The sequence below is a fragment of the Sporosarcina cyprini genome, assembly GCF_022048975.1.
In the GTDB taxonomy this organism is placed as follows: domain Bacteria; phylum Bacillota; class Bacilli; order Bacillales_A; family Planococcaceae; genus Sporosarcina; species Sporosarcina cyprini.
The window spans coordinates 228,442-241,614 of sequence record NZ_JAKMHX010000038.1 but is presented as its reverse complement, the minus strand read 5'-3'; the positions used below and the strand labels follow the sequence as shown (position 1 = coordinate 241,614).

Annotated in this window: 11 protein-coding genes; 10 read left to right on the top strand and 1 reads right to left on the bottom strand. The window is 46.3% G+C overall.

Going from position 1 to position 13,173, the window contains the following annotated elements:
- Positions 1-77 precede the first annotated feature (77 nt).
- Positions 78-1,769, bottom strand: a complete 1,692-nt coding sequence (locus tag L7D49_RS19750; RefSeq protein WP_238084180.1) for an Rqc2 family fibronectin-binding protein — start codon at positions 1,767-1,769, stop codon at positions 78-80.
- A 214-nt stretch (positions 1,770-1,983) separates the two neighbouring features.
- On the opposite strand from L7D49_RS19750, the gene gmk reads away from it, so the two are divergent.
- From gmk to rsgA, 10 genes are all read left to right on the top strand, one after another.
- Positions 1,984-2,601 (top strand): guanylate kinase, encoded by a 618-nt coding sequence (gmk, locus tag L7D49_RS19745; RefSeq protein WP_238084177.1) that lies wholly within the window; start codon positions 1,984-1,986, stop codon positions 2,599-2,601.
- A 4-nt stretch (positions 2,602-2,605) separates the two neighbouring features.
- A complete protein-coding gene (gene rpoZ / locus L7D49_RS19740) occupies positions 2,606-2,830 on the top strand; it encodes a DNA-directed RNA polymerase subunit omega (protein ID WP_238084175.1) in 225 nt (74 codons plus the stop codon).
- Positions 2,831-3,059: 229 nt separating this feature from the next.
- A complete protein-coding gene (gene coaBC / locus L7D49_RS19735; protein WP_238084171.1) occupies positions 3,060-4,280 on the top strand; it encodes a bifunctional phosphopantothenoylcysteine decarboxylase/phosphopantothenate--cysteine ligase CoaBC in 1,221 nt (406 codons plus the stop codon).
- Entirely contained in the window at positions 4,270-6,684 is a 2,415-nt protein-coding gene (gene priA / locus L7D49_RS19730) for a primosomal protein N' (protein WP_238084168.1), read from the top strand. The genes coaBC and priA overlap by 11 nt, the downstream gene beginning before the upstream one ends.
- A 14-nt stretch (positions 6,685-6,698) precedes the next feature.
- A complete protein-coding gene (gene def, locus L7D49_RS19725; RefSeq protein WP_238084165.1) occupies positions 6,699-7,205 on the top strand; it encodes a peptide deformylase in 507 nt (168 codons plus the stop codon).
- A complete protein-coding gene (fmt, locus tag L7D49_RS19720) occupies positions 7,202-8,146 on the top strand; it encodes a methionyl-tRNA formyltransferase (RefSeq protein WP_238084162.1) in 945 nt (314 codons plus the stop codon). The genes def and fmt overlap by 4 nt, the downstream gene beginning before the upstream one ends.
- On the top strand, positions 8,143-9,504 hold the full coding sequence (gene rsmB, locus L7D49_RS19715; protein ID WP_238084159.1) for a 16S rRNA (cytosine(967)-C(5))-methyltransferase RsmB: 1,362 nt from the start codon (positions 8,143-8,145) through the stop codon (positions 9,502-9,504). The genes fmt and rsmB overlap by 4 nt, the downstream gene beginning before the upstream one ends.
- Positions 9,505-9,530: 26 nt before the next feature.
- Positions 9,531-10,283, top strand: coding sequence for a Stp1/IreP family PP2C-type Ser/Thr phosphatase (locus L7D49_RS19710; RefSeq protein WP_238084366.1), 753 nt, complete (start codon positions 9,531-9,533; stop codon positions 10,281-10,283).
- Positions 10,284-10,285: 2 nt separating this feature from the next.
- On the top strand, positions 10,286-12,268 hold the full coding sequence (pknB, locus tag L7D49_RS19705) for a Stk1 family PASTA domain-containing Ser/Thr kinase (protein ID WP_336246410.1): 1,983 nt from the start codon (positions 10,286-10,288) through the stop codon (positions 12,266-12,268).
- 18 nt (positions 12,269-12,286) lie between these two features.
- Positions 12,287-13,171: a ribosome small subunit-dependent GTPase A gene (gene rsgA / locus L7D49_RS19700; RefSeq protein WP_238084154.1), complete on the top strand. Its 885-nt coding sequence runs from the start codon at positions 12,287-12,289 to the stop codon at positions 13,169-13,171.
- Positions 13,172-13,173 lie beyond the last annotated feature (2 nt).

The window sequence follows — 13,173 nt, the reverse complement described above, 5'->3', positions numbered from 1 at the left end:
TATTAAGTATCTCCCCAAACACACAAAAAAACAGGAATGGAAGCAATCTCTCTTTCCATCCCTGCTCAAATTGCGAATTATTTTTTCAGCTGTCTCACCAAATCTTCATCCGGTGTCACAAATATCGTTTTTTGTTCAAAGTAGATGACAAAGCCGGGTTTGGCACCGCTTGGTTTTTTGACGTGTCGGATTTCGGTGAAATCTACTGGGACGGAAGCGGACTCCCTTGCTTTACTGAAGTAAGCGGCAAGTGTTGCGGCTTCTCGAATGGTCTCTTCATCCGGTTCGGCCTCATGGATGACCACATGCGATCCCGGTATATCCTTTGTGTGCAGCCAGACATGGTCACGAGAAGCTGTTTTGAATGTGACATAGTCATTTTGCTTATTATTTTTACCGACGGAAATCGGAATGCCTGCACTTGAAACATATTTCTCCGGAGATGGTTTCTTCGGTTTTTGCTTCTTCTTCAGCTTGCGCGCTTTCATATAACCCAGTTCGGCAAGCTCTTCTCTAATCTCATCAATATCTTCCGTGGAAGCCTGCATTACTTGCTGCTTGATCATTTCGAAGTAATCTATATCCTCTTTCGCTTTTTCTAGCTGTTCAGCAATCATGATGAGGGCGTTCTTCGCTTTTACATACCGGGCGTAATACCGCTGCGCGTTTTCGATCGGTGTCTTTCTCGGGTCTAGCGGGATGGTGACTGTTTCACCTTCTGTATAATAGTTGTCTACAGTAGCTTCTGTTTCTCCCTTTTGGATCGCATAGCTGTTGGCTGTCAATAATTCGCCGTACAGCTGGAAGGTATCCAGCTTGCTGGCTGCATCCTGTTCTTTTTGCAATTTCTTCATTTTCAATTGAAGTTTCGAAATTTCATTGTCGAGCCAGCGTTCCAAATCTGCTGCCTGGGATTTTACGCGTTCACGCTCCGCCCGTGCAAAATAAACTTTATCCAATAGCGTGCCGAGCGTTTCAAAATAAGTTAAAGTTTCGTCTGCATGTGTTAACGGAGTGGCCGAAAATGACATTTTGCCATTGATGACTGCGTAATTGGGCTTTGGCTCGGTTCCGTTAAACGATGCAAGGAAGTTTTGATAGATTTTGAACCATTCGTTTTTGGGAGTAGATCGCAATCTGTATAAAAGCTCCTCAGCATTCAGCTTGGAAAATCCGGACAGAGAGCTGACAAGGTCTCCAGCTGCTTCAAACGACGCGAATAATTGGTCGAATTCTTGCTCTGTTAGAGTAAACGGATTCGTCTTCTCTTGTGGCGGTGCCGGTATATACGGCTGTCCCGGCAGAATCGTTCGATAGCTGTTCATGGATGGAGGCAGATGCTTCATGCTGTCGACAATCATATTCCGGGAAGGATCAATCAATAAAATGTTACTATGGCGGCCCATAATTTCTATACTCAGCACACGTTCCATGTCATCCCCGATTTCATCCTTCGCACGGATTGAAAGATTGATGACGCGGTCTGTGCCGGCTTGTTCAATTTTAGTTATCATACCGCCTTCCAAATGCTTCCGTAGGACCATGCAAAACATCGGCGGTTCCGCCGGATTAACAATCGTCTCCTCTGTCAATTGGATTCTTGAGTAGGAAGGGTGTGTGGACAAAAGTAATTTATGATTTCGATTGCCCGCTCTGATATGCAAGATAATTTCCTGTATGTTCGGCTGATGGATCTTTGTAATCCTGCCATTTTGAATCTGCTGAAGCTCTGAAGTGACTGCAGCAGTGAATAAACCGTCAAATGCCATAATGAATTCCTCTTTCAAAAAAATCGTTTAGTCCCATTTTAGCACTCTATTGAAGAGATATGTTATAATATGAGTATGCTGTTTAACAAATAACGAAGTTGTTAAGCCTAAGGATGCTTGAAAGGCATCTGTCCGTACGTCTGCTGTTTTCTTGCGAGAGTGTAAACTAGAATGAAACGGGACGAATTTGAGAATACATAAGAAGAGGGATTGCATGTACAAACAACGTGGCTTGTTGATCGTTCTTTCCGGCCCTTCCGGCGTTGGCAAAGGGACGGTGCGAAAAGAACTGTTTTCACAACCGGATACGAATTATGAATACTCGATTTCCATGACAACGAGAAGCCCTCGTGAAGGCGAACAGGATGGAGTCGATTATTTCTTTAAGTCCCGTCAGGATTTTGAACGGCTGATCGGGGAAGGAAGATTGCTGGAATACGCCGAGTATGTTGGCAATTATTACGGCACTCCGCTTGACTATGTGAATGAAACACTGGATGCAGGCAGAGATGTGTTTTTAGAAATTGAAGTTGTCGGTGCCGCACAAGTGCGGGAAAAAATGCCGGATGGTTTGTTCATCTTTTTGGCACCACCCAGCTTATCGGAGCTCGAGGACCGGTTGGTCGGAAGAGGCACGGAAAAAGCAGACGTCATTGCGAGCCGCGTACTAAAGGCGCGGGAAGAGCTTGAGATGATGAATCTGTATGATTATGTTGTGGAAAACGACGAAGTTTCCAAGGCCTGTGACAGAATTAATGCAATTGTCATGGCAGAACACTGCCGCCGGGAACGCGTTGAAAAAAGATATCTACTTATGTTGGAAGGGGAATAAATTCATGTTATATCCATCAGTCGATTCATTAAAAGAGAAAATTGACTCTAAATACACTCTTGTGACACTTGCTTCGAAACGTGCAAGAGAGATGCAGGAGACGAGAGAAGTCCTTCTTGACTACTATCGTTCCCATAAAAATGTTGGCAAAGCACTTGAGGAAGTGGCTGCGGGTGTCCTTTCCATACAGGCACAGGATGATTCCATCGTATACGAAGACGAAGTCTGATCTTTCAACCTGAAACGGTTAGTTCCATATACCAAGCTACGCTCCCTTTGAATTGTTTCTTAGGGAGTTTGTCGTTTTTAAATGAAATGCATGAGATTGGACGGACAGCCATCCGTACCGATAAGCACCGCCGTATACTCCATGCCCCGCACATGTAGGGGCGTCAGGAAGCAACAGTGGTCTGAAACCTTACAAAAGAAAGTTGCCGATATGTAGAAAGGGTGGAATGGTGTTGTTGAATAAAAACATACTCCTCTGTGTAACTGGCGGGATTGCAGTATACAAAGCGGTTGCACTCGTCAGTAAATTGACGCAAGCTGGTGCGCAAGTGAAGGTGATCATGACAGAATCCGCCATGAAATTTGTCACACCGCTTTCCTTCCAAGTGTTATCCCGAAATGATGTGTATTACGATACGTTTGATGAAAAAGATTCGCGAGTCATCGCCCACATTGATTTGGCGGACTGGGCGGATCTTGTTGTCGTTGCGCCAGCTACGGCAAATGCCATCGGGAAGATCGCGAATGGTATTGCGGATGATATGGTAACAACGACGCTTCTGGCCACAACGGCAGATGTCTGGATTGCACCAGCGATGAATGTTCATATGTATGAAAACAAGGCTGTCATGCGGAACATTGAGACGCTGCATCAGGATGGCTACCGTTTCATTGAACCTTCAGAAGGGTTTTTGGCTTGCGGCTATGTAGGGAAAGGGCGATTGGAAGAGCCGGAGAAGATTGTCTCCTTGATTGCTGAACACTTCAACAACAGCGAAAAGCCACTGCCGCTGCAAGGAAAAAAGGTGATCATTACAGCCGGTCCGACACGTGAACGAATTGATCCGGTCCGCTATGTGTCCAATTTTTCCAGCGGGAAAATGGGATATGCCATGGCGGAGGCCGCTGCTGCTTTAGGTGCAGAAACGATACTCGTATCAGGACCTGTCTGCTTAGCGAAACCACAAGGCGTGAAAGTCATCGATGTCGAGAGCGCCAAGGAGATGCTCGAAGCCGTCCTCTCCCACTATGGAGATGCGGATATCGTCATTAAATCGGCGGCTGTCGCGGATTATCGTCCTGCTGAAGTCAAAAAGCAGAAGATGAAAAAGAAGGATCAGCAAATGGCTTTGGTGCTTGAGAAAACGACGGATATTCTCAAAACCCTTGGAGAGAGGAAAGAGCGACAGCTGCTCGTCGGATTTGCGGCTGAGACAGTCGATGCCATTGCATACGGACAATCCAAACTCGAGAAAAAGAACTTAGATTATATCATTGTGAATGACGTGACGGATCCGGGTGGCGGATTTGGAAGCGATACGAATGTCGTGACATTGTTATCGAAGAATGGCACCCATAAGCCATTTGGGGCGATGGCCAAGCCTGTGTTGGCCAAAAAACTATTTGAGTCGATCATGGAAGAGGAAGAAGTGATGCCGCATGATCGCTGAGGTCATTGTCGATGTGGCAGCTTATCCAATTGATCGACCATTTGACTATGAAGTTCCTACGCATTTGGAGTCGGTCATTCAGCGTGGATCGCGAATCAAAGTGCCATTCGGTCCAAGGGCTGTGCTCGGCTATATTGTGAATCTAAAAGAAGAAAGTGATGTGCCGGCAGATAAATTGAAGCCGATTGCCGAGCTGATTGATTTGGAACCGGTTTTATCAGAAGAGCTGTTACAGCTGTCTAAATGGCTTGCGGAGAAGACGTTGTCATACGAGATCGACGCATTGCAGGTCATGCTGCCAGCAGCGATGCGAGCGAAATATGAGAAATTCATTACGGTCCATCGGATGGAAGACATTCAAGATGAGGAATTCAAGCAGTTCATTGGAAATAAAACAAGACTTCCCTTAAAGCAGGCGGCTGGTTCTGCAAGCCTTTTGAGGAAGCTGAAGTCCTATGCGGCTGAAGGAATTGTATCCGTAGATATTGCCATCGGCCAGCAGACCGAAGTGAAAAAAGCACGTGTGGTCACGATGGCAGACCGTGAGACCATTACTTCCCTGCTCAAAACGATCCATCCGAATGCAAGAAAGCAGAAGGATCTGCTGCACTGGATGGCGGAACGGGCCGGACAGACGATAGCTGCGGTTTCCGTCATTGAGCAATCCGGTATTCAAAATCCTGCATTAAAATCGGTTATTGAAAAAGGCGCAGCAACGGAAGAGTATGTGGAAACGTACCGCGAACCGGCGGCTCCTCGCTTGAAAGATACTGCGATTCCCATTTCATTGACAGACGAACAAGCGCTATCTTTAGCGAAAGTGACGGCAGCGTTCGATCAGGGCAGCGCCGAAACTTTCCTTTTGCATGGCATAACAGGAAGCGGAAAAACGGAAGTGTATTTGCGTGCCATCCAACACGTCATGCAGCAGGGGAAAGAAGCGATTGTACTCGTTCCTGAAATTTCATTGACGCCTCAAATGACAGCACGGTTCCAAGAGCGTTTCGGCGAATTGGTCGCTGTCATGCATAGCGGGTTATCATCAGGTGAAAAATATGATGAATGGAGAAAAGTGCACCGGGGAGAAGTGAAGGTCGTCGTCGGTGCCCGCTCTGCTATTTTTGCTCCGTTTGAAAATCTAGGACTGCTTATCTTGGATGAGGAGCATGAATCGACGTATAAACAGGAGGATAATCCACGTTATCATGCACGTGATGTAGCGATCTGGAGGGCGCAATATCATCATTGTCCCGTTATCTTAGGAAGTGCTACTCCTTCGCTTGAGTCATTTGCTAGAGCGTCCAAAGGGGTTTACACGCTTCTCACCCTTTCAGAGCGGGCCAAAAAACAAAGTTTGCCGACGGTCCATGTTGTCGATATGCGGGAGGAATTAAAAGAAGGGAACCGTTCGATGTTCTCTGTTCCGCTTGCCGAAGCGATGAGACAGCGCCTGGAGAACAAAGAACAGACCGTTTTATTTCTAAATAAACGTGGATTCTCTTCCTTCGTTCTTTGCCGCGATTGTGGAACGGTCGTTCAATGTCCGAACTGCGATATTTCATTGACCTATCATCGGGCAAATGAATGTCTGAAATGCCATTACTGCGGCCATGAAGAGTCTGTTCCGCTTGAATGCCCGGAATGCCAGAGCGAGCATATCCGTTTTTTTGGAACGGGAACGCAAAAAGCCGAGGAAGAGATTGCAAGATTGCTTCCCGAAGCAAGAGTATTGCGCATGGATGTGGACACAACAAGGCAAAAAGGATCGCACGAACGGCTCTTGCGCCAGTTTAGTGAAGGGAAAGCGGATATCTTGCTCGGCACTCAAATGATCGCGAAAGGATTAGATTTTCCGGCAATCACACTCGTTGGTGTACTTGCAGCAGATACAACATTGCACTTAGCTGATTTCAGAGCGGCCGAGAAGACGTTCCAGCTGATGACACAGGTGAGTGGAAGGGCAGGCAGGCATGAACTGCCCGGAGAAGTTTTCATACAAACCTATTCTCCTGAGCATTATGCCATTGAATTATCGAAAGCCCAGCAGTACGAACCTTTTTATCAACTGGAGATGGCGTCAAGAAAGCAATACGGTTATCCGCCCTTTTATTATATTACCTTGCTGCAATTTTCCCATGAAGATTTACTGAAGGCGGTGGATTTTGCTGAGAAGGGCACTCGGTTTTTGAAAGACAATCTCTCGCCGGATACGGTCATTATCGGACCTGCTGCCGCAGCAATCAGCCGTGTGAACAATAGATATCGATATCAATGTTTGCTAAAATACAAAAAAGAACCGAAGCTGACGGAAACTCTCCAGCAGCTGATTAAAATCTATCGTACCGATTGGATTAAATCGGGATTACTTATGTCGGTAGATGTTGATCCAACATCCATTTTTTGAAAAGAGGAATTAAATTGGCCATATTGGAAATTGTGAAGCATCCTTCACCTATATTGACACAATCATGTAAAGAAGTAGTGGCGTTTGACGAAGAGCTGGCAACCTTGCTGGATGATATGCATGACACCATGGTAGCTGCAGACGGAATTGGATTAGCTGCACCGCAAGTGGGCAAACCAATCCGTGTAGCGATCGTCGACATGGGCGAAGGAGACGACGTAATTGAAATGGTGAACCCCGTCGTAACTGCGGTGGGCGGTTCAGAAGTCGAAGTGGAAGGCTGCCTCAGTTTCCCAGGACTATATGGTGAAGTCGAACGTCCGTTTTTCGTACGGATTGAAGCGCAAGAACGGGACGGGTCGCTGTATCAATTAGAAGCGGAAGATTATGAAGCGAGAGCTATCATGCATGAGATTGATCATCTCAATGGTGTATTGTTTGATACGAAAATCCTGCGAGTAGTAGATCCTTCGGAATTCGAGGAGGAGCCAGACGACCTGGAGGAGGATGAGCAGAATTGACGAATATCGTATTTATGGGTACACCCGACTTCTCAGTCCCTGTACTTTCCATGCTAGTAGACGAAGGCTATTCCATTTTGGCCGTCGTCACGCAGCCTGACCGGCCAGTTGGCAGAAAGCGTGTGTTAACGCCGCCCCCTGTTAAAGAGGAAGCAATCCGGCTTGGGCTTGATGTTCTCCAACCTGAGAAGTTAAGAGGTTCAGACGAATTAAAGAAGCTGGTCGAGATGGCCCCTGATTTGATTGTTACCGCAGCATATGGTCAAATTTTGCCAAAGGAGCTTCTAGATGTCCCAAGACTCGGCTGTATAAATGTTCATGCGTCCTTGCTGCCAAAGTATCGGGGAGGCGCACCGATCCACCAGGCTGTTATGGATGGGGAAACCGAAACGGGTGTAACGATCATGTATATGGCAGAAAAACTGGATGCTGGTGATATCATTTCCCAAGTCACTGTTCCGATCAAAGAGAATGATGACACAGGCATGATGTTCGATGCTTTATCGGCAGCGGGCACTCAGCTTTTAAAAGAAACGTTGCCATCCATTTTGAATGGGACGAATAAAAGAATACCGCAAAACGAATCCGAAGCCACTTTTGCACATAATATATCTCGGGAACAAGAACGGATTGATTGGAATAAACCGGGCGAGGCTATTTACAATCAAATCCGCGGATTGCACCCTTGGCCGAACGCCTACACAACCTTTCTAGGTGATAATGTGAAAATGTATAAGGCTGAAAAGGTGCACCGTAATTCGGCTGCCTGGCAACCAGGCACCATCATCTCCATTGATAAAGATGAAATGATTGTTCAATGCGGCGATGATACAGCATTGTCAATTAAAGAGCTGCAACCAGCAGGGAAAAAGCGCATGGCGATCGACGTGTTCCTTAACGGCGTCGGTTCCAAATGGCAAGTAGGAGACCGTTTCGAATGACAACTAATAAAAAGAAAATATGGAATGGCAATGTCAGAGATGCTGCACTATCCATCCTGTTGGAAGTGGCAAACAATCAAGCCTATAGCAACCTATTGCTGCATAAGACAATGGAGACTTATTCGATTGCACCGAAAGATCGGGGATTATTGACTGAATTGACGTATGGCACCTTGCAGAATAAAATGACGCTGGATTATTACGTGAAGCCGTTTGTCCGAGGGAAATTGGACAAATGGGTGAAGGAACTTCTTCGATTGTCAGTCTATCAACTCGTCTATCTTTCTAAAATACCTCCGCATGCCGTTGTGCACGAAGCGGTGGAAATTGCGAAAAGAAGAGGACATAAAGGGATTTCTGCGACTGTGAACGGTATTCTCCGTTCCATCCTGCGCGAGGGTGTACCTTCGGTGGAGGAAATTGAAGACGACATTACGAGATTGTCGATAGAGACAAGCCATCCCGAATGGCTGCTGCGCAGATGGATCGATCAATACGGCAAAGAGAGCACCATTGCGATGGCCAGCAGGAACAATATGCCCCCGACTATGACGGCGCGTGTCAACACGATGAAAACGACTACGGAAGAAGTAATGAAACAGTTGGCGTCTGAAGGGTTTCAAGTGATGAAAGGGGAAGTAGTGCCGGAATGCATTCGTGTCGCTGGAGGAAACTTGGCGAAAACAGAGGCGTTTGCAAATGGTTTAATTACTATCCAAGATGAAAGCTCCATGCTGCCCGTACTCGCTTTAAATCTGGAGCCCGGGATGTCTGTTTTGGATATGTGTGCGGCTCCAGGAGGAAAAACGACATTCATTGCAGAAAAGATGAAGGATGAAGGGAAAGTGTTCGCGCACGACTTGCATGATCACAAATTATCCCTTATTACGTCGAGCGCCAAGCGGCTAGGATTGGAATCAATCGAAACAAGAAGCGGTGACAGCAGGAAGCTGACGGAAATCTATCCAGCTTCATCTTTTGACCGCATTTTGTTGGACGCACCGTGTAGCGGTCTCGGGGTCATCCGTAGGAAGCCGGAAATTAAATATAATAAACAAGAAAGTGACCTGCATGATTTGGCGGGAATACAAGCCGAATTGCTGGATACTGCTTACCACTTAATTAAGGAAGATGGCATCATCGTCTTCAGTACTTGTACGGTTGATCAAATAGAGAACATCGGGTCCGTTTCCGAATTCCTGCAAAGACATCCTGATATGGAAACGATTCCGCTGGAACATCTGGTAGGGCATGAAACAGATACAATAAAAGGGGACATGCTTCAAGTCTTGCCTCACCATTTTGACAGCGATGGCTTTTTTGTAGCTGCGCTGCGCAAGAAAAAATCGGAGAGATAAAAGGAAATCTTGGGGGGGTACAATTGGTGCAGTATGAATTCAGGACAGATATCGGGAAACGAAGGTCCGTTAATGAAGACAGTGCGGCGGTATATGAACTACCAGGGGGGCCTGTGCTAGCCATTATTGCTGATGGAATGGGAGGCCATCGCGGTGGTGAACTGGCCAGCACAACAGCTGTGCAATCGATCGGTGAGCAATTCAAGTCAATTGAGAATCCAAAAGCCATGGATGAAAAATCATGGATTTCATGGCTGGAGGATGTCATCACGCAAACCAACCTGGAGATCTTTAAGATGGCTGAAGCGGATGAGCAATACAAAGGAATGGGAACGACGCTCGATGCGGTAATAATTTTCGAATCGTCTTGCATCATATCCCATACAGGCGACAGCAGAGTGTACAGAGTGGACAAGAACGAATTGAAACAGATTACGAGAGATCATTCGTTCGTCAATGCCTTATTGGACAGCGGTGAAATTACGGAAGAAGAGGCCGCCAGCCATCCGCAACGAAATTGGATCATGCGTGCAATCGGAACGGAGAAAACAATCGAGCTCGATTTTTACTCCATCCACTTTGAGGATGGTGCCTATCTGCTTATATGTACAGATGGATTAAGCAATAAAATCGAGAATGAAAAAATGAAAGAAGTTGTCATGTCAGAATTGCCGCTTTCGCAAAAAACGGAGCAGCTAATTGACTTGGCGAATGATATGGGCGGAGAAGACAATATTTCGGTCATATTAGTCGGCCCGTTCCGCTCGGAGGTGAGTTAACAGTGATTGGCAAACGAATTGGTGGACGTTATGAAATCATAAGAGGCATCGGCGAAGGCGGCATGTCGAAAGTTTATTTGGCCCATGATATCATTTTGGATCGTGATGTAGCGATCAAAGTGCTTGATTATGATTTTGCAAACGAAGAAGATTTAAAAAGAAGATTCCAGCGGGAGGCTTTATCCGCAACAAGCCTGACCCATCCGCATATTGTTAATATTTTCGATGTTGGCGAAGAAGATGAGCTGCACTATCTCGTCATGGAGTATATCGACGGCCGGACATTAAAAAAGTTCATCCAAACGAATGGTCCGCTTCGCCCTGAACAAGCTGTCCACATTATGAAACAGCTTGTTTCCGCGATAGCAAACGCCCATCATAACGGGATTATCCACCGGGATATTAAACCGCAGAACATTTTAATGGATCAAAACGGAGATGTGAAAATCACCGATTTTGGCATTGCGATGGCTTTGAATTCAACAGCACATACGAAGACGAATTCGGTTCTCGGAACGGTCCATTATTTGTCCCCAGAACAGGCAAGAGGCGGCATGGCGACAAAGAAATCCGATATTTATTCGCTCGGCATCGTGTTCTATGAATTATTGACCGGGGAGCTGCCATTCTCGGCGGAAACAGCAGTTGCGATTGCTTTGAAGCATTTGCAGGAAGAGACGCCTTCAGTGCGTGCGCAATTCCCATCGATTCCACAAAGCGTTGAGAATGTCATTTTGAAGTCAACGGCGAAGGATCCATTTAACAGGTACCGCTCGGCCGATGAAATGTACGAGGATCTATTGACTGTCTTATCCTCAGAGAGGGCAAATGAAGCGAAATTCATGGAACCGGTGGACAATGATAAAACCCGTGCCATCCCGATTGTTAACGAAGCGCAGAAGTTCGATCACGCGGAAGAGACGAGAAAATTAGAACCTGTAACGCCTTCTGCGCCTGCACCGCAAGAGAAGCAGAAAAAGAAGAAAAAGAAAGGGCCGATTATCGCTGGTATTCTCGGCGGAATTCTTCTCGTTATCATGCTCCTGCTGTTCCTTCCTGGATGGCTTGGCCCCAAGAAAGCTATTGTGCCAGATGTAACCGGTGAAGAAGAGCGTGCGGCAATAGAGATCTTGGAGTCGGAAGGGTTTAAGGTAGATGAAAAGATCGAAGAAGTTTCGAATGAAGTGGAAGCAGGAAAAGTAATCCGCACGATCCCGGAAGGTGGCAAGAAGCGGGACGTCGGCACTGCCATTGTGATCTATGTCAGTCAGGGCAAGGAAACGATGGTCATGGCAGATTACAGAGGGCAAAGCTATGAAAATGTGAGTAATCTCCTTTCCGAACGATTTAGAACGATCAAGTCGGAAGCGGAATATTCGGATGAGCCGGAAGGGACTATTATCGGTCAGTCACCGGCTGGAGATGAAGAGGTCGTCCCTGAAGAAACGGATCTCGTATTCACGGTCAGTAAAGGTCCTGAATTGGTCACCGTTCGAAACTTGGAAGGCTATACGGAGGGTGAACTCGATGCGTATCGCAAAGAGAGTGGGCTAGAAATTAGGGTTGTTAGTGAGGAGTTTAACGATACTGTGCCTGAAAAGCAGGTTATCAGGCAAACCCCTAGTTCTGGCGCACAATTGAGAAAAGGGGAAGCGGTGAAGGTAGTCGTTTCAAAAGGTAAAGAAAAATTGCCGATGAAATCATTCCCCCGTTCAGTAACCATCCCATATGAACCACAATACAACAGTAATTCTGATGAGGATGGAGAAGAGGAAGAGGTTGCACCTAAACCTCAAGTAGTTCAGATCTATCTTAAAGACAGAACTCACTCCATGGACGATGTCTATGATGAGTTCGAGATTTATGAGGACACGAAAAAACAGTTTACAATCAATCTGGATGAGGGCCAAACGGGCGGCTATCGTGTTGTACGCGACAATCAAATCATAGAAAATGTTACAATCAATTACGAAGATAAAGAATGATTCAGAAAGAGGGATTGGATGCCGGAAGGATTAATTATTAAAGCGATCAGTGGTTTTTATTATGTTGAGCATGAAGGAAGAGTGATTCAATGCAAAGGCAGGGGAGTATTCAGGAATCGTGGGATCAGTCCGCTTGTAGGCGATCTGGTTACTTTCCATCAAGAGGGCGATAATGATGCGACGATTACAGAAGTCCATGATAGAAAAAATGAGCTCGTGCGCCCGCCCATTGCAAATGTCGATCAATCTTTGCTTGTGTTCTCGATCATAGAACCTGATTTGAGTCTCCACTTGTTGGACCGATTTCTTGTCATCGTGGAATCGCTTGGTATTGAGCCGATTATTTGCTTGACAAAAAGAGATATTGCTGGGGAAAAGCAACTTGCTTTTGCTGATTCAGCTGTATCTTATTATAAGAAGATCGGTTACGATGTGCTGGAAACCCATAGGGATGATTCGTCTCTTTTGGCATCGCTCCAACCTTATCTTTCTGAAAAGACGACCGTTCTCGCCGGCCAGTCCGGCGTTGGCAAGTCTACTTTATTAAACACACTTCTGCCTGAACTGCAGCTAAAGACAGGTGAAATATCCGAAGCGCTAGGCAGGGGGCGGCATACGACACGCCACGTGGAATTGATAAAAGTGGCGGGTGGCCTTGTCGCGGACACGCCTGGTTTCAGCTCGTTGGATTTTGAACATATCGAACGGGAAGAGCTGCGCCATTATTTTATTGAAATGGATCAACTATCCTCCGAATGCAAATTCCGTGGATGTCTCCATCTGAAAGAGCCAGGATGTGCAGTAAAACGAGCTGTTGAGGAAGGGGAGGTACTTCAACAGCGGTACGACAACTATTTGCAATTTCTACAAGAAATCACAGACCGAAAGCCGAGGTATATGTAATC

Coding starts and splice junctions, on each gene's coding strand:
- L7D49_RS19750 (WP_238084180.1), bottom strand. CDS start 1,769: ATGGCATTTGACGGTTTATTCACTGCTGCAGTCACTTCAGAGCTTCAG.
- gmk (WP_238084177.1), top strand. CDS start 1,984: ATGTACAAACAACGTGGCTTGTTGATCGTTCTTTCCGGCCCTTCCGGC.
- rpoZ (WP_238084175.1), top strand. CDS start 2,606: ATGTTATATCCATCAGTCGATTCATTAAAAGAGAAAATTGACTCTAAA.
- priA (WP_238084168.1), top strand. CDS start 4,270: ATGATCGCTGAGGTCATTGTCGATGTGGCAGCTTATCCAATTGATCGA.
- rsmB (WP_238084159.1), top strand. CDS start 8,143: ATGACAACTAATAAAAAGAAAATATGGAATGGCAATGTCAGAGATGCT.
- rsgA (WP_238084154.1), top strand. CDS start 12,287: ATGCCGGAAGGATTAATTATTAAAGCGATCAGTGGTTTTTATTATGTT.